Consider the following 18057-nt stretch of genomic DNA (forward strand, 5'->3'; position numbering starts at 1 on the left):
TGCCGGCAAAGTGTAATTGGGTAAGATAATATCCAAATTAACGTTTTGAGAATTGAAATCTTTTTCTTGCTTTCGGTTGTCCCGGTTTTTTACGTTCTACAACGCGTGGGTCACGAGTCATAAATCCTTCAGCTCTAAGAGCAGCCTTATCTTCTGGATTGATCTTAACCAATGCACGAGCGATACCTAGGCGTGCAGCTTCTGCCTGTCCTTTGTATCCGCCACCGTTAAGGTTGATCTTTATGTCGTACTTACCATCTACAGCAAGTTTGCTTAGAGGTTGTTTTACAACATATTGAAGAATAGTTGAAGGGAAGTAATTGTCTAGTTCACGTTTGTTGATCACTATTTTTCCGGTTCCTTCGCTTACGAATACGCGAGCTATAGCAGCTTTACGTCTTCCTATTGCATTTACTACTTCCATTAATAATTATTTAAGAGCGTTAATATCTATTGTTTTTGGTTGTTGAGCATCATGTTTGTGCTCAGTTCCTGCATATACATAAAGGTTCTTAAGAAGGGCAGCACCAAGACGATTCTTAGGTAACATTCCTTTTACTACTTTATGCACTAAGCGGTCAGCTCCTTTTTCCAGCAAAACTGCAGGAGTTGCTTCTCTTTGACCTCCAGGATAACCTGTATATCTCAGATAAACGCGATCGTTCCATTTATTTCCTGTAAGTACAACTTTATCAGCATTGATGATGATTACATTGTCGCCACAGTCAACGTGTGGAGTAAAACTTGGTTTGTACTTCCCTCTCAGAAGTTTTGCCACTTTAGAGGCCATACGCCCTAAGGTTTGGCCTGTTGCGTCAATCACAACCCATTCTTTTTGTACAGTTGCTTTGTTCGCAGAAATGGTCTTATAACTTAAAGTATCCACTTAATTAAAAATTAATTTGGTTAATGACTTTTTTGATTCACACAACTATCATCCGTTCATCGAGCTAAGATATGATAAACGATAATCGTTTGTTAATCAATTTTTTACGTTTTATTTCGTAATAATCGGCTCGCAAAATTACAAATAATCAATCAATTAACAAAAAATAGCATGAGCTTTTTTTGAAGGATATTTCAAAAAAAAGTAAATTTGATTGATTTATAGTCACTTTTGTTCTAAATCTGTCCTTTAAAGGCAGCTTTTGGAGTTTAATTTTATTAGACAGCAACTTCTCCTTTTATATGTGGATGCGGGTCGTACCCTTCAAGCTGGAAATCCTCATATTTGAAATCAAAAATGCTTTTTACCTCAGGATTAATTATCATCTGAGGGAGAGGACGAAAATCTCTGGTGAGCTGTAGTTTTACCTGATCTAAATGATTCGTATAAATATGAGCATCACCTAGTGTGTGAACAAATTCGCCTTCTTGCAATCCTGTTACTTGAGCCATCATCTTTAGTAGTAGGGCATAGGACGCAATATTGAAAGGAACGCCAAGGAATATGTCTGCACTGCGTTGATAGAGTTGTAAGCTTAGTTTGCCATCAGCCACGTAGAACTGAAAAAAAGCATGGCAGGGTGGGAGGTTCATATTCGGCAGATCGGCAACATTCCATGCGCTCACAATAATACGACGCGAGTCGGGGTTGTTCTTTATTGTCTCTACAGTATTGGTTATCTGGTCTATATATCCTCCATTATAGTCGGGCCACGAACGCCACTGGTATCCGTAGATATGTCCAAGGTCTCCGTTTTCGTCAGCCCATTCGTTCCAGATGCGTACCCCGTGATCTTGCAGGTATTTGGCATTGGTATCACCAGCCAAAAACCAAAGCAGCTCGTATATAATTGATTTTAAGTGTAATTTCTTTGTGGTCAGTACCGGGAATCCTTCTGCCAAGTTATATCGGCTCTGATGTCCGAAAACGCTTATTGTACCTGTACCTGTTCTATCTTCTTTGAATGTGCCTTCAGCCAGCACACGTTTCAGTAAGTCGTGATATTGTTTCATTGCAAAATATAGTGATATTAAGTACAAAAATAGTCAAAATATAGAACAAATGGGTATAAGGTGACTTCTTAACTTTCTAAACTATATCTTTACGTTGGCTTTATTGGTGTTGTGTCTTGGCTTTCGATATTCAAGTCCTTGATTACATGGATAAAAAAAGTGAGTCAAAAGTAATTTAGACTTCTGATTGTTAGTCTTAATTCTACAAAACAAAGAGAAATCTAAATTACTTTTGACTCATCCTTCTATTCTTCCCACTCGGCAGTAATAGTCATTTTATCTACAGTAGATGCAGAGAAGTAGCCTAATGCCCCACCTTTGATATTGGAGGTTGGGTTTGTCTTCGAATCTTCAATTCTACTTAATGTATAAAAGAAAGTATAAGCTCCTTTATCAATACATTGAAATTCTACTTCAATCTCATCTCCCTGTTTGATTGGGTCTACGTCATCATCGTTGATGAATACCGGTAAAAACTGATGTATCGGGCTGCCGTCCATAAACTCAGCACTCAGCACCATTTCATTTACATCCGGCAATTGTTTTCCATTGATATATACAAGACACCGGTAGTACTGATTGGTCTCTCCTTTAGGATCGGAGAAGTGAATCATCGGAATAGCATATTTCATTACCGGAACTTTATACATCGACAATGAATCGAGTTTTACTAAAGGTGGAATTTTAGAGGTAGACGTATATTCTTTATCTTCGTAGGTTACTGATAAATTATAACTGCGACCAATCACCCCTTTGATATTCTGTGCAACATACCAGCCTGTATTGTCCTGTTGCAATATCTCCGTGTTTCCTGCATCATCGGAGATTTTTACAATAGCTCCTTTTAAGAAAGGGTAGCCGCTATTATCATTAAAATCGAGCGTATGGCTTACTCTTACTTTAGCCAATTGATCTTGTTTTACAATACCTTCTATTTGTATGCGTGGTGTAACCGAATTAAGATCTACATCTATTTCTTTTTCACAAGAGGTTACTGTAAGCATTACAGCTAAAGCCGAAAGTACTATTATATATTTGTTTTTTATACTTTTCATAATTTTCCTGCTTTTTTAGTTTAAAACTTGAAGTTCCAAGAAACAGATGGAACAAATGTGAATAGTGAATATTGATAAGCAGTTGTCTTGCTCGGATCTTTTGTGTTGGTACGGAATTGAATCATATAAGCATTCTCTCGTCCATAAGCGTTGTATAGACCGAATACCAATTCCGACTGAAATTTAGAGGTCTTCTTTAGCAGACACGTTGCACCTAGATCGAGGCGATGATAATTAGGCATCCTGTAGCCATTTCTCTCTGCATAGTACATCACATCTTTACCATTGACCTGATATTTTCCGCTTGGATAAGTAATCGCATTCCCTGTATAGAATACCCAAGCCGCAGATAACGACCATTTTGGATTGAGTTCGTACATCCCCACAATTGATAAATCATGCGTGCGATCTTGGAATGCATTATACCATCTGTCTTCATTTATGCCGTGAATCTTTTTCTCCGATTTCGAAAGAGTGTATGCTATCCACCCCGTAAGCCTTCCCTGACGCTTCTTCAGCGAAAGTTCTACGCCGTATGCTCTTCCTTTTCCGGATAGCAGCTCTGTTTCTATAACGTCATATCCTTCTATGTCGGCATTGTCCTTAAAGTCGAGCTGATTTCTCATATCTTTGTAATAGCCTTCGATGCTGAATTCGAACATATTATCGTTGAAGTTTCTAAAGTATCCGAGCGACACTTGATCTGCTATCTGTGGCTTTACATTGTTGGAGCTGGATGTCCAACGGTCGAAGGGTGTGCCTTGTGCCGAGTATGACAGTAAGTGCATATTCTGTGTTGTGCGTGCATAAGCAGCTTTTATCGAAGATACTTCATTCAGTTTGTAAGCAGCTGAAAATCGAGGTTCGAGATTTATATATGTTTTTACTACTTTTCCCGATTTGTACCATGTGCTATCTAGTACATTATTATCTTGATCTAGCGTATAATATTGTCCTTTCCCCAACGCCAAGAATGCCGAAGCACGAAGTCCATATACCACCTCCAGATTATCAGTTATCTTGATCTGATTGGATATGTAAGCTGCATTTTCGGATGAATAGCGATGATGCAGATCTACCGAATTTTTTTGCTCCGAGTCCAGATTATAGTTTCCGGGAGCCAAATCATGGTATGTAGAGCTGACACCTAAGCGCCATTGGCTGTTTTTACTTTGCTGAAAGATAAACTCATGCTTTAAACCATAGTCTTTGATTTTAGCTGTTCCATTCAAGTTCATTCCTACTTCCATCCCAAAGTAGTAATCGTATTGATTATAAGATAGTGATGTACGAGAAGTCCATTTGTTATTGAAAGTATGACTCCAGTTAGCTATCAGAAAACTATTTCCCCAGTTCACCTCGGCTGCATCTTTTAATACCATTTTGTCTCGTCCCAAATATCCAGAAATAGATATCTGGTCTTTATCAGACAAGGCGAAGTTCAACTTCATATTCAGGTCATAAAAATACAGGTAAGCATTTTTTGCATCTTCTATTCCCGACATACGTGCCAATGCATCGGCATAGGTGCGTCTTGCCCCTATCAGGAAAGATGATTTCCCTTTTTGTATAGGCCCTTCGGCATTCACATTAGATGAAATAAGCCCGATGCCACCGGCTACATGATATTTCTGGTTGTCACCATTACGTTGTTGAACATCTAAGATTGATGCCAAGCGTTCTCCGTACTGCGCCGGCATAGCTCCTTTATACAGCGTTACATCACGTAATACTTCCGAGTTGAACGTAGAGAAGAAACCCATCAGATGGGATGCATTGTAGAGCGATACATTATCCAGTAAGATAAGGTTCTGATCGGCACTACCCCCGCGTACATAAAACCCTGAACTGCCTTCTCCGGCACCTTGTACTCCGGGCATTAGCTGTATTGATTTTATGATATCACGTTCTCCGAGTAGAACCGGAATCTTATTTATTGTTTGTATCTCCATTTTCTCAATCCCTGTTTGTGGTGCGGATACATTTGCATCGGGACGCTCGGCAGATACAACAACTTCACTCAAACCAATTGTAGTTTGTACAAGTTCGATATCTTTTTTTATATTCTGGTTAAGAGAAATCTTCAAGGTCTTTTTTTCGAAGCCGATATAATCAACCTTTAATGTGTATTCTCCTTTCGGAAGAGTAAGGGCATATTTCCCATTCTCATCTGATGATACACCACTGCCATTTCGGTTTTCTATTATAATTGGAACTCCTATCAGAGTTTCTTTTGTACGAGAGTCAACTACCGTCCCGCTAATTTTATAGGTTTGTGCACTTGTCAAAACCGGAATTATAAATAAATGTAAAAGCCATAGAAATGAAACCCAAGTCTTTTTGGGTAAAAAATTTGCATGTACTAACATAAGTAGGTTTAAATTTTTAAACAAAGTTCAATTTGTTTATATTAATGTATAAGTTTTTATCTATTCAGATCTTAGTGGTTTTAGAAAATAAAACCATTAAAATCTATGTTTATTGTATTCACTCGTTCACAATTTAACAAATGAAGAGTGTCCTTTTTTATAATGCAAAGTTAGACTAGACCATATTAACCAACAAGCTGAAATCGATAAATACATATTTTTTCTCGATGAATTAACTCTAAATGTGCATTAATTATAGTCACTATCCTTCTTCTCGAATATAGCGTGAAAATTCTTGCGATTTTTTTTAACATAATGGTCTCATTTTTTTGTTGTTTATAGTTAAAGGAAGCCCTTTCTCTATCCGCTCATCAGCGATTTTGTCATTTCCTATACCACTAAGACCACTATGCGGGGAGTTTCCACTACTCCTATCTATAATATTTTTATCGTCTTCTGTAATTGGTTCATAATTAGCGATTCCCTTAGGGGTTGCTTTGGCTGATGTTATTATTACATATTTACCTTTTATAATATAAAAAAAATATTTGTCGTGCAGCAATATGTATACTGCCTCGGTTACCTCTTTGTTGACAATATTGATAGAAATCTTCTTATGCGTATCCACAACCTTAGGGTTGTACGAAAATTCGACTCCCGTTTGTTGGGTTATAAGTTTCATCGCTACACCGATTCTCTCATTCTGTAATTTTATGTTTACCATTTTCTGAGAGTGCAAGCTAGCAGTGATAAGGATAAATAATGATATAAATATTATTTTCTTCATTCGACTTTAATTATGATCTTTCCCTATTCGATTGTATAGCCATCGCCTATGTGGTCTACTTTCAGGTTTAATGTAATAGCTACTACATCCAGTATGGTAGACAAATCTTCTTTTGTGAATGTTACTGTAATAGGAAGATCTTGGACACTTTTATCTTTTAGCTCTATCTGTTGCCCGTAGAATGTATTTAGTTGGTTGATGACTTCGCTTAGAGATGTTCCTTTGAACTGGAAATTACCTCTCATTGTTTCCTTATAGAATTTATTGCTTTTAGATAAGTAATATCCGCTTTGACTCATCTTAAGATTTATGCCGGTGTTGTTGTCCGAATAAAACAATACTTCACCTTCGGTAACACTCACATAAACAGAGTCGGGAGTATTTGCTTCAACTGTAAACTTAGTACCGATATCTTTCACATATATATTCCCTGCTTTCACTATTTTGCTTTCTGCTTTTTCCGAATTCATTTCAAAGGAAGCTTTACCTTTTAGATAGATTGTATCTCTTGTGCCATTTTTACTAAAGGAGACTTCACCTTCTATCAAGTTTATTCTTGTGCTGTCAGCAAAAGAATACAACCCTTTCTCAGTAATGGTAGTAATCGGATTGTCTTGTTCTCTGTTGAAGATAAAAAATAGTATCGCTACAGCAGCAGCTGCACCTATTATCCAAGCTAGAGGCTTTCTTTTGTTTCTTTTGTGAGATAGCGTTTTTAGGGAGGTTTTATTTATATGTTCCTCTAGTATTTCAATCGCTTTTTGTACATCGAAGGGAGGGTATTCGCCCGTTCCCATATTTTGATAAAGCGAAGTGAGCTCAAAGAAATATTCTTCATGCTCCTGCGACTCGGCAAGCCACTTCTCCAAGCGTATTCTATCTTGAGGAGATAACTCTCCTGCAAAATATCGTGCTAATAATCTGTCAGTGTCATTCGTTACCATAGTCCAATCAGTTTTATTAAGTAATATAACACGACGACCGAAATAAATTCTTTCAGGTTTTCTCTCAAGAGCTTCAGTGCTTTAGCTATTTGATTTTCTACAGTATTTGGAGAGATTGCCAGTTCTTGAGCAATCTCCTTATAGCTCATCATTTCGAATCGGCTAAGTTCAAATACCTCTCTGCATCGGGGTGGTAATTGTGCTATCGCCATAGTGATTTTATAATTCAGTTCTTTTTCTACAATGCTTTCATATACTTCGTTATGCTCAATCGGTTCGTCTAAGGCTATTTGTTGATTATGCTTCTGTTGCACCTTCATCTGTTTAATTCGGTTCAGACAGATATTATGCACAGCCATATACAGATAAGACTTTATTGACACGCTTATACTCGTATTGAGGCGGTCGTCCCATAGTTTAAAAAATACTTTCTGAACGGCATCTTCTGCCTCGAACTGATCTTTGAGAATACTATAAGCGTATTTGCATAAAGGCTCATACCACCTTTTGAACAGGGTTTCGTGAGTTACTTTATCTGTTAACCTCACTGTCTCTTGAATAAGCTCCACTTTTTTTACATTGCTTTTGATAGGGTCGTTTCGGGTCAATTCTACTTCCCTATATGATATATGACAATTTTGTCCGGGTCTTCCACTATGTGAAAAGCAAATATATTTCTTTTTCTGATAAATACCTGCCTTTTTGTTGTTTGAATAGAATAAGATTATTAACATTGTTTGATATTCAATGCATAACGTTGTATATATCTAACTCACAGAACCAAAAATCTATTTTTGCATTCCGGGTATAAGTTTTCCTATAATTCGTATATTTGTGCTTCATTGTAAAATTGTATAAATAATATATTCGATTATGCCAAGTATCTCGCAACGAGGAATAGATATGCCAAATTCGCCAATCAGAAAATTGGCTCCCTTATCAGACTCTGCAAAGGCTAGAGGTCTAAAAGTTTACCATCTGAATATCGGACAACCCGATCTACCGACACCGGAAGAAGCTCTCGAAGCGATTCGGAATATAGACCGCACGATCTTGGAATATAGTCCCAGCGATGGCTACCGTTCTTATCGTGAAAAGTTGATAGGATATTATGCAAAATATAATATTAATGTATCTCCCGATGATATTATTATTACCACAGGTGGCTCAGAAGCGGTATTGTTCGCTTTCTTGGCTTGTCTCGATCCCGGAGATGAAATCATAGTTCCCGAACCTGCTTATGCCAACTACATGGCGTTCGCAGCATCGGCAGGAGCAGTTATCCGTACTGTGTCTTCTACCATTGATGAGGGGTTTGCACTACCTCCTGTAGAGAAATTCGAAGAGCTTATTAATGAGCGGACTAAGGGTATCCTTATTTGTAACCCGAATAATCCGACAGGCTACCTGTATTCTCGTACAGAAATGAACCAGATAAAACATTTGGTGCAAAAATATGATCTCTATCTGTTTTCAGACGAAGTGTATCGTGACTTTATATATACCAATTCACCTTATGTTTCGGCATGTCACCTTGTTGGAATTGAGGAGAATGTCGTATTGATCGACTCTGTGTCGAAACGGTATAGCGAATGCGGTATCCGCATCGGTGCTTTGATTACCAAGAACAAGGAGCTTCGCAAAACCGTAATGAAGCTGTGTCAAGCTCGTCTTAGTCCGCCTCTTATCGGTCAGATAGCAGCGGAAGCCTCTCTGGATGCTTCTCTGGAATATATACGCGACATATACGAAGAGTATGTAGAGAGACGGAAGTTCTTAATCGACAGGCTAAACCGTATTCCGGGAGTATATTCACCTATACCTATGGGCGCATTCTATACTGTTGCCCGATTGCCGGTCGAAGATTCTGACGACTTTTGCGCATGGTGTTTGTCCGATTTCGAATACGAAGGACAAACTATATTTATGGCTCCCGCTTCCGGTTTTTACACTACACCGGGACTTGGGAAAAATGAAGTACGTATTGCTTATGTACTTAATAAAGAAGATTTAGCGAAGGCGCTTACTGTATTAGAAAAAGCTTTAGAGGCCTATAATTCAAAAGATAAAAAATGAGAAGGAAATTAGTTTTTGCTACCAACAACAGTCATAAGCTCGAAGAAGTAAAAGCAGTTGTTGGAAGCAGTTTTGATATACTCAGCCTAAAAGATATAGGCTGCCACGAAGACATTGAAGAACCGGGAGAAACATTACAGGAAAATGCTCTGATAAAAGCCCGCTACGTAAAAGATAAATATGGCTATGACTGCTTCGGAGATGATACCGGCCTGGAAGTCGAAGCCTTAAACGGTGCTCCGGGAGTATACTCTGCCCGTTATGCGGGAGGAGATCATGACTCGAAGGCAAATATGAAAAAGCTGCTCAAAGAGCTTGATGTTACCACTAACAGGAAAGCGCAGTTCAGAACTGTGATCGCATTGATATTGGATGGTAAAGAATATCTGTTCGAAGGAAAGGTGAAGGGTAGTATTATCACCGAAGAAAGGGGAGATGCGGGATTTGGTTATGATCCTGTTTTTCAGCCTGATGGATACGATCAAACATTTGCCCAATTAGGGTCAGAGGTGAAGAATAACGTAAGTCACAGAGCATTAGCGACAAAGGCTTTATGTGAGTTCTTAAAAAATATTTGAACAATTAGATACTAAGTAGAACTGGCTGAAAGGAAGTAAATAACTTACTCTTCTTTGTCATCCTGAACGAAGCGAAACTTCTCGTGTTTAAAAGATAAAATCCTTTCAGGCAGTTCTATTTATTGCAATTTACTTTTGTGCTTCTTTTTGAACGGTAGCCATAACTCTAAGGAAATTTCCTCCCCATATTTTAGCGATATCTTCATCCGAGTAACCTTTCTCTAAAAGCTTCATCGTAATATTAATCATATCATTGCTGCCATTGCAGCCAATAAGCCCGCCACCGCCGTCAAAGTCGGAAGCAATGCCTACGTGATCTATTCCGGCGACCTTTACGGCATAATCGATATGCTCTATCGCATCAGATAGGGATGCTTTTTTCCGATCTTTATTCACAAAGAGATCTACCAAACATATTTGCACAACTCCTCCGTTCTTGGCTAAAGCTTGCATTTGCTTGTCTGTAAGGTTTCGGTCATGGTAGCATAGTGCTTGTACCGACGAATGAGAAGCGATAATAGGTTGAGTAGAGAGTTTGATAACATCCCAAAAAGTCTTTTCACTCGCATGCGATATGTCAATCATAACTCCCTGTCTATTCATTTCTTTTACTACCTCTTTGCCAAAGGGGCTTAAGCCATTCCATTCACGTGTAGTATCACTCGATGTATCACATATATCATTGTCTTTGGTATGGCAAAGCGTAATATAATTCACCCCCATTTTCTTGAACCGGGCAATATTCTCAATATCTTTCCCTATTCCATAACCATTTTCTATTCCTATGAAAATAGCTTTCTTGCCTGCGTTTTTTATTCTAGCAAGATCATCTGTCGTATAAGCTATTTCGCAGATATCGTTATTTTTCTCTACCTGTAAATGGATACCTTTTATCAATCCGTCTATTTTGTCGACGGCAGCCTGCGATGAAACTTTATCCCGTTTCCCTTGAGCCGTATAAGCAGCAAAGAAAATAGCATCTAGCATGCCTTCTTCCATCTTCGGAATATTCACCTGATTATTTTCTCTTTCTCCGATATCGAATCCTGCTTTTTTGAATTCTAAAGGAGTGTCGCAATGAGTATCAATAGAAAATATATGTTTATGCAGTTCTTTTGCCTTTCGGAAAGTTTCGGCTTCAGAAACTATGAATTTAAAGAATTTCAGCATCGTAGTATCTCCCCCGGCAACATGTCCTTCGGGATGCCATTGTACGCCTATTATTCTTCTGTCGGGATAGGCTTCTATTGCTTCCACGATGCCATCCTGTGCTGTTGCTGCCAATTTGAATCCGGGAGCCACATCTTTTACACCCTGATGATGGAAGCTGTTGACAAATACTTCTGTTTTTCCAAGTATCTTACTCAATTGAGACTCTTCTGCAATAGAGACTTTATGTGTTCCAATTTCCTTAGGCTCACTTTGTTTGTGTTTTACGCTTTTATTCTGATGCTGTGTGGGAATGTCTTGATAAAGTGTTCCTCCAAAAGCAACATTGATCGCCTGCTCTCCTCTACATATCCCTAATACAGGGATGTTGCGGTCTGTCGCTAACTTTAAAAGTACCAAATCGTAAATGTCACGGATAGAATCTATGTCATTCATATCCGGGATCGCCTGCTCTTTATAGTATAGCGGGTTGAAATCTTCACCGCCAGTCATTACTAATCCGTCGAGATCCTTTACAATATCTCTCAGTACTGTTCCTTTTGTCATCACAGGGATAATAAGAGGTCGTCCTCCGGCTTTTGGAATCGCTTCTATATATGTTCCGGGCACGCTCGATCCTCCGTTGCTTGTGCGGCTTGCAGAGACTCCGATCAATGGTTGTTGTTTTGCTCTCAGATCAACAAAGTGCGAATCTGTATATTCATACAATTTTTGCAAATCGGGGACTATCGCCTCTTGCCCTCTTAGCGAAAGGATATTCAGAAACAATAATATAATGAGTATATTATATGTAGTCCTTTTCATTTTTAATCTCTTATTTTTTATTAATCGTTCTAAGTGCCTTCTTGATTATATATTTCGTCTCCTTGGTCGGATTATTGCTTTCCCATTTATTTGTAACTTCAATTACAAAATCGGGACGGGTTTTACTTGCGTCATTCAACCAATTGCCTACGCTATCTTGTACATACTTTTCAGAGTCCGATTTCAACGCTTCTAAAATTGGCAAAGCAATTTCGGGCTGTTGCTTAAGTTTTTCGATATGTTTGCTCCATACCCCATTCGGACGTATAGCTTCTGATGCAAATCTGCGAATATTATGATCTTTGTCTTTAGTCCATGCTAACAGTATCGGTATAGCATTTTCTATATTGCGATCCATATCTTCACGAACCGCCATCCATGCAATCTCTCTTACCCCAAAATTGCCATCGGCGGCAAAACCTTTGATTGCTTCCAATTTATCCGCAAAAGATATTGATTTGTCTAAGCCTATCATATAAGCAGCCCAACAGCGTACATTATCGGATATGTGACTTTTAAGTTCTTTCAACAGCTTCTTATCTGTTTCTTGAAGCGTTTCTCTCAAAAGCCTTTCTCCTATTCTGCGTATCGTTTGCATTGTGCTCGCTTTTTCCAACACTTCAAGGTCTGATAAACAAGCTGTCGCATATTTCTCTGGCAAAACGTTTTTCAAAAGCTCTTTTTGGTCAACAGCCAGCCACTCTGTCAGATTAACAGACTCTATCACACCCAGATTCAGTTGTTGCAATACTTCGGCTGGTATATCTTTTAAGGATTTTGCCCCCTTTCTCTTAACTTCCATATATAAAACAAATTAAATAGAAAAAGTAACAAAAGTAACACTTTTAAGTATATTATTTGTTGTCACTTTTTTCTTTATTCAATAATACTAATAGCCTGTTTAAATTTTCCACGAATTTTCTTCGTTCATTTTTAGTCTCTTTTTATCCGATTTATCCTTTTATTCAACTCCAATAGCCCGCTATTATCGTTTCTCAAAAGAATAAATCATCTTGAAAATAGCTCTAAAAATTGGAACGAGCAAAATTTAATCAGGCTCTAACGATCTTTAATATAAGACAATTTAATAATTAGAAAATCAAGGTTCTGATATCTGTAGTCAAACGTCAGATTACAATGTTATTGCCTATAAATAAAAACAGAGGTTCTCTTTCTACGAAAACCTCTGTTGATTTATTCTTTAATATTGTAGATATGCTAATTAGCTATAAATTTAAACTCAGGAGTAATTTGATATTTCACAAAAGCGGTATCTGATTTTTCCACTTGGTCATCATCGTTGTCGCTATAGGTGAAATTTATAGTCTGAACAATAATCTCTTTACTATTTATCTTTGATGATACTTCGCTGTAATACTCTACCATATCTTCGTAAGCGACAAGCAAATTATCTTGCAGATTTCCGCTTTTATCATAGCTTAACAAATATTCGGTTATTTCACCATCTGTTATCACTAGGACGGTTAATATTTTGCCATTCTCATTCGCCAGTAAAATGCGCCCCATCGATAAATCTTCGGCACTGTAACCTTCTAAACCTTTAACGTTGAACAACTGTAAATCGGTATACTCTTTTTCGGTCAGTCTGGCGATATCCGTCAGATCCATGCTATCGGCCTTATTGCTTAACTGGGTTTCTGAAAGCTCAACATTTAATGTATCCAACTGAGCTTGCTTATTTTCAGATTGTTTATTCTGACAGGATACGATTGTGACCAAAAATATAAAACTGAAAAGATAAATCTTTTTCATTTTAGTAGCTAGAATGTGATTGTAAATTAACTAAGTTCAAATAGATAACAATTCTTTGATGCAATTGTTTAAACTTTCTTCCCATTTAGGGATAGTAAGGTTGAATGTAGATTTTATCTTGGTTTTGTCCAGTACACTATATTTAGGCCTTGTGGCTTTTACCGGATATTGTTCGGTCGTTATAGGGTTCACCTTGCATGTGTTGATACCCGCTTCTTTGTGGATTGCTAATGTGAAATCGTACCAGGTAGTAGCCCCCTCATTCGAGTAATGGTATATACCGGGTTTAAATCCGTTGGCTTCACTGAAATCAAGTATTTTTACAATTGTTTTGGCCAGATCTGTTCCATAGGTAGGTGTTCCTCTCTGGTCGGCTACAACGTTTAGTGTTTCGTGCTCTTTGCCTAATTTTATCATTGTCTTCACAAAGTTGTTCCCAAAAATGGAATACAACCATGCTGTTCGTATAATAATACTATCAGCACAAGCTTTCAATAATTCAGCTTCGCCTTCTTGCTTCGATTTACCATATACAGACTGAGGATTTACCGTATCAGTCTCAACATAAGGTTTGTTTGCTGTTCCATCATACACATAGTCTGTGGATATATGTATAACTTTAGCATTGTTGTTTGTTGCTGCCAGCCCTAAATTGGCAACAGCATCACGGTTGATTTTATAACATAAATCTACATCATCCTCTGCTTTGTCCACAGCTGTATAAGCTGCACAGTTGATAATATACTTTATATTATTTTCTTTTATAAAGGAATCTACAGCCTTAAGATCAGTGATGTCTAACTCTGCTACATCTGTAAAGAAGAAACGGAAGTTGTTTTCATGATTAGCCGATATTCGTCTTATCTCATTTCCCAACTGTCCGTTAGATCCTGTAACAAGAATATTTTTCTGAACGAGTTCGAACAGAAAAATATTCTTCGCTGTTTCATCTTGATCGTCGGCTTGTTTATTTCCTGAAAAAAAAGCCATTTTGATTTATTTTTTTAAATGCAGCTAACCAATTGTTGCTTGCCTGTTGCTGATACCTGTGGTGCTATTTTCTTTACAAGACCTTGTAAAACATTACCCGGTCCAAGTTCCACAAATTCAACAGCTCCATCTGCAACCATATGTTCTACAGATTGAGTCCATTTTACAGGTGCTGTTAATTGTGCTATCAAATTGTCCTTTATAACGGCAGGATCTGTTTCTCCTACTGTAGACACATTCTGATATACAGGACATGTAGGAACTGTGATAATTGTATTGTTTATAGCTTCCGACAATTTTACTTTTGCAGGCTCCATCAATGGAGAGTGGAATGCTCCTCCTACTTTCAGCTTAAGAGCTCTTTTTGCTCCGGCAGCAAGTAACAATTCGCATGCAGCATCAATACCTGCATTAGAACCTGATATTACCACCTGTCCGGGACAGTTATAATTAGCCGGTACAACTACTTCGTTCTTGATAGATGCACATATTTCTTCTACTTTAGCGTCTGGCAATCCTAACACTGCTGCCATTGTAGAAGGATTCATTTCGCATGCTTCCTGCATAGCAAGAGCACGTTTATAAACAAGATTTAAACCATCTTCGAAAGACATGGCTCCGGCAGCAACCAAAGCAGAGAACTCTCCTAAAGAGTGACCCGCAACCATATCTGGCTTAAATTCATCGCCAATTGTTTTAGCCAATATTACCGAATGGAGGAAAATAGCGGGTTGAGTAACTTTAGTCTGACGGAGATCTTCGTCAGTACCGTTAAACATTAAATCTGTTATGCGGAAACCTAAAATCTCATTCGCTTTTTCGAACATTTCTTTAGCAACAGGAGATGTTTCGTAAAGGTCTTTACCCATTCCTACAAACTGAGCTCCTTGCCCTGGGAATACAAATGCTTTCATTTTCAATATTTATAATTTATATAAGCAATTCAATTCAGGGTGCAAAATTAGTAAAAAAATGAAATATAAGACACTGATAATGCACAAATAAAAAAAGTATGAGTTAAAAAGACATACTTTACTTCTTAATTCACTTATCAATACTATTATTTTGGATTGATGTAGATGATGCTTTTACTGCCTCTTACAAAGGTTATAGAATTACTAAAAAAGAAAGGCTAATGATCATATTCTATCATTAGCCTCTCATATATAATTGCAATTATTACTCTGCGCTTTCTTCTTCGTTTACCGGAGCTATCAGTTTGTAACCTTTACCATGGATATTGATGATCTCAATACTTGGGTCAGGTTTCAATAGCTTACGCAATTTAGTGATGTAAACATCCATGCTACGAGCGTTGAAGTAGTTATCGTCCACCCAAATTTGCTTTAGGGCATGATTTCTTTCCAGAATGTCGTTGGCATGAGCACACAATAGAGCAAGAAGTTCTGCTTCTTTAGTTGTAAGTTTAGTGCTTTCTCCATTGATCGTCAAAATTTGTTTTTGAGTATCAAAGTTCATATTACCAAACTGATAAAGCTGTTGTTCTTTACTTCTTTTACCTTTCACACGACGGAAGATTGCTTCGATACGAAGAACAAGTTCCTCCATGCTGAATGGTTTCGTGATATAATCGTCTGCTCCGGCTTTGAATCCTTCCAGAATATCATCTTTCATATTTTTGGCTGTCAAGAATATGATAGGTATTTCTGTATTGATTGCTCTGATCTCTTTCACAAGAGTGATACCGTCTTTTTTAGGCATCATAACATCCAATATACACAAATCATACTTTTCTTTAACAAAGCCTTTGTATCCAACCTCACCATCGGTGTAGAGGTCTGTGTCGTACCCTTTGGCCTGAAGATATTCTCTTAGCAACATACCAAGATTTTCATCATCTTCACATAAAAACAGTTTCAATTTTTCTTCCATAACTTACTTATTTACAGTTTATTTTGCTTAACTAACTTTTACTCTTCATTATAGGCAGGCAAATTATAAATTTGGTGCCCTTCCCCAGCTCACTCTCGGCTTTTATTGTTCCTTTATGATCCTCTATTATTTTTTTTACATATGCAAGTCCTAGTCCAAAACCTTTGACATCATGTCTGTTACCTGTCGATACCCGATAAAACCGTTCGAATATTTTCTTTACATATTCCTTTTTTATTCCGATACCATTGTCCTCTACTGCGATGTACAATTTATTATTGCTGTTCCACGTTCGAATCATCAGTTGCAAAGGAACATCTTCTTTTCTGTACTTCACGGCATTATCGAGCAGATTGAACAACACATTTGTAATGTGCATCTTGTCTGCTTCGATTGCAGATTCGGTAGCTTCTAAATCGATATCGAGATTTCCTCCAAATTTTTCAACTTTGATCTGAAATGTGTTTGCAACCCCTACCACAATGTCATTGGCATCCAGTTCCTTGAGTTTTAGTGTAGCTCTTTGTTTTTCGAATAGCGACATCTGAAGAACTTTTTCTACCTGAAAACTCAATCGTTCCGTTTCGTCGTTTATTACCCCGGATATATGTTTAAATACCTCGGGTGATTTTGTAATAGCCCCGTCTTTTAACATCTGGGCGGCTAAAGATATAGTCGATACCGGTGTTTTCAATTCGTGGGTCATATTGTTCATAAAGTCATTCTTCATTTCCGATAAACGCTTTTGTCGGAATGTAATGTATATTATTATTATAAATGTAACCAACAAGATAAAAGTAAATATTATGGCCGGATACAAGAATGATACCTCGCTTGATAGATAGTGTCCTTTATCGGGAAAGTAAACTTTCAGATAGGTGACTTTATTTGGCGGATCATTCGGAAATAGTACTTGTTGATATGCATATTTCTTGTCTCTATCCAGAAAACGAGGTTGCCTATAAACCGGCTTATCATTTTTATCTACAACTTCGTACTGGAAAAGTAACTCTATATTATTGTTTTTTAATTCATTCTTTATCTTAGTCTCCAGATCTTTAAAGTTTATCCTTTCTTCTATAGGCACATCACTTGCCGATTTGAAAATCCTGTTCAAGACATCATTCATGATATCTTTTTCATATAAGTATCTCTTTATCTGCTCTTCTTGTAGGTCGAAGAATGTTTTTGAGATCGCATTTGTGCCGCTTTTAGGCGACTGGAATACCTGTTTAGGCGGTGTTGTTTGTACCGTAGTCACATTGTGTTCCATATAAATGACTGTACCGTCGGGCGCTGTCATCTTTGTTCTTTGCTGCTGTGTAACAGTTTCTTCCTGTGGCTGATTTCTTAATGCCATAGAGCGATTGTAAGCCGCTGCATCCTTCTTCTGTGTTTCAATGAACGCTTCATCCAGATATTTTTTTGTTTGATCGAGTTCCAAATTTCTTGAAATTTGAGCCAAACTACGGTTTACCGCTTCATTAAACTGATCGCTCCTCAATCTTATTGATTCGCGTAAATAGGTTATTTGTAAATACAACAGACCAAAGAATGCTACAGCCATTATTGCTGCGAGTATCCAAATTGTCGATTTTTTCATTTTCTCTTAATATCCTCAGTCTTCTCTAGTCAATTAAATAATGCGATAATTATCAA

The 18057-nt window shown here is 37.6% G+C and carries 17 protein-coding genes; 2 read left to right on the forward strand and 15 right to left on the reverse strand.

The window, feature by feature from the left end:
- Positions 1–37: 37 nt before the first annotated feature.
- The 8 genes from rpsI to QOX35_RS05730 form a co-directional block, all read right to left on the reverse strand.
- Positions 38–424 (reverse strand): 30S ribosomal protein S9, encoded by a 387-nt coding sequence (gene rpsI / locus QOX35_RS05695; RefSeq protein WP_006842960.1) that lies wholly within the window; start codon positions 422–424, stop codon positions 38–40.
- A gap of 6 nt (positions 425–430) precedes the next feature.
- Complete coding sequence (gene rplM, locus QOX35_RS05700; protein ID WP_006842959.1) at positions 431–886, reverse strand: 50S ribosomal protein L13; 456 nt, start codon at positions 884–886, stop codon at positions 431–433.
- Positions 887–1164: 278 nt separating this feature from the next.
- Positions 1165–1959, reverse strand: coding sequence for a thymidylate synthase (locus QOX35_RS05705; RefSeq protein WP_283686126.1), 795 nt, complete (start codon positions 1957–1959; stop codon positions 1165–1167).
- 245 nt (positions 1960–2204) lie between these two features.
- On the reverse strand, positions 2205–3014 hold the full coding sequence (locus tag QOX35_RS05710) for a DUF4249 domain-containing protein (protein WP_283686127.1): 810 nt from the start codon (positions 3012–3014) through the stop codon (positions 2205–2207).
- Positions 3015–3034: 20 nt separating this feature from the next.
- A complete protein-coding gene (locus QOX35_RS05715) occupies positions 3035–5302 on the reverse strand; it encodes a TonB-dependent receptor (protein WP_283686128.1) in 2268 nt (755 codons plus the stop codon).
- Between the two features lie 388 nt (positions 5303–5690).
- On the reverse strand, positions 5691–6170 hold the full coding sequence (locus QOX35_RS05720; RefSeq protein WP_283686129.1) for an STN domain-containing protein: 480 nt from the start codon (positions 6168–6170) through the stop codon (positions 5691–5693).
- Positions 6171–6193: 23 nt separating this feature from the next.
- Positions 6194–7114 carry a FecR domain-containing protein gene (locus tag QOX35_RS05725; RefSeq protein ID WP_283686130.1) on the reverse strand — a complete coding sequence of 307 codons (921 nt, stop codon included), beginning with the start codon at positions 7112–7114 and terminating at the stop codon, positions 6194–6196.
- Positions 7108–7848 (reverse strand): RNA polymerase sigma-70 factor, encoded by a 741-nt coding sequence (locus QOX35_RS05730; RefSeq protein WP_283686131.1) that lies wholly within the window; start codon positions 7846–7848, stop codon positions 7108–7110. Before QOX35_RS05730 ends, QOX35_RS05725 begins: the two co-directional genes overlap by 7 nt.
- A gap of 139 nt (positions 7849–7987) precedes the next feature.
- On the opposite strand from QOX35_RS05730, the gene QOX35_RS05735 reads away from it, so the two are divergent.
- A complete protein-coding gene (locus QOX35_RS05735) occupies positions 7988–9190 on the forward strand; it encodes a pyridoxal phosphate-dependent aminotransferase (RefSeq protein ID WP_006842951.1) in 1203 nt (400 codons plus the stop codon).
- The gene (locus QOX35_RS05740; RefSeq protein ID WP_283686132.1) at positions 9187–9768 is read left to right on the forward strand and encodes a non-canonical purine NTP diphosphatase; all 582 of its coding nucleotides are present in this window, start codon (positions 9187–9189) and stop codon (positions 9766–9768) included. The genes QOX35_RS05735 and QOX35_RS05740 overlap by 4 nt, the downstream gene beginning before the upstream one ends.
- Positions 9769–9897: 129 nt before the next feature.
- On the opposite strand, the gene QOX35_RS05745 is transcribed toward QOX35_RS05740, so the two are convergent.
- The 7 genes from QOX35_RS05745 to QOX35_RS05775 all read right to left on the reverse strand — a co-directional run bounded on the left by QOX35_RS05745 (position 9898) and on the right by QOX35_RS05775 (position 18001).
- The gene (locus QOX35_RS05745; RefSeq protein WP_283686133.1) at positions 9898–11742 is read right to left on the reverse strand and encodes a membrane dipeptidase; all 1845 of its coding nucleotides are present in this window, start codon (positions 11740–11742) and stop codon (positions 9898–9900) included.
- 10 nt (positions 11743–11752) lie between these two features.
- Entirely contained in the window at positions 11753–12544 is a 792-nt protein-coding gene (locus QOX35_RS05750; RefSeq protein WP_283686134.1) for a DNA alkylation repair protein, read from the reverse strand.
- 416 nt (positions 12545–12960) lie between these two features.
- Positions 12961–13515 (reverse strand): hypothetical protein, encoded by a 555-nt coding sequence (locus QOX35_RS05755; protein WP_135105115.1) that lies wholly within the window; start codon positions 13513–13515, stop codon positions 12961–12963.
- A gap of 36 nt (positions 13516–13551) precedes the next feature.
- Positions 13552–14505, reverse strand: coding sequence for a dTDP-4-dehydrorhamnose reductase (gene rfbD, locus QOX35_RS05760; protein WP_283686135.1), 954 nt, complete (start codon positions 14503–14505; stop codon positions 13552–13554).
- A 14-nt stretch (positions 14506–14519) separates the two neighbouring features.
- Positions 14520–15419, reverse strand: coding sequence for an ACP S-malonyltransferase (fabD, locus tag QOX35_RS05765; protein ID WP_252638950.1), 900 nt, complete (start codon positions 15417–15419; stop codon positions 14520–14522).
- Positions 15420–15684: 265 nt separating this feature from the next.
- Entirely contained in the window at positions 15685–16398 is a 714-nt protein-coding gene (gene rprY / locus QOX35_RS05770) for a response regulator transcription factor RprY (protein WP_006842944.1), read from the reverse strand.
- A 31-nt stretch (positions 16399–16429) separates the two neighbouring features.
- A complete protein-coding gene (locus QOX35_RS05775) occupies positions 16430–18001 on the reverse strand; it encodes a sensor histidine kinase (protein ID WP_252638951.1) in 1572 nt (523 codons plus the stop codon).
- Positions 18002–18057: the final 56 nt, after the last annotated feature.

It is taken from the genome of Dysgonomonas sp. Marseille-Q5470 (assembly GCF_951230145.1).
Taxonomy (GTDB): Bacteria; Bacteroidota; Bacteroidia; order Bacteroidales; family Dysgonomonadaceae; genus Dysgonomonas.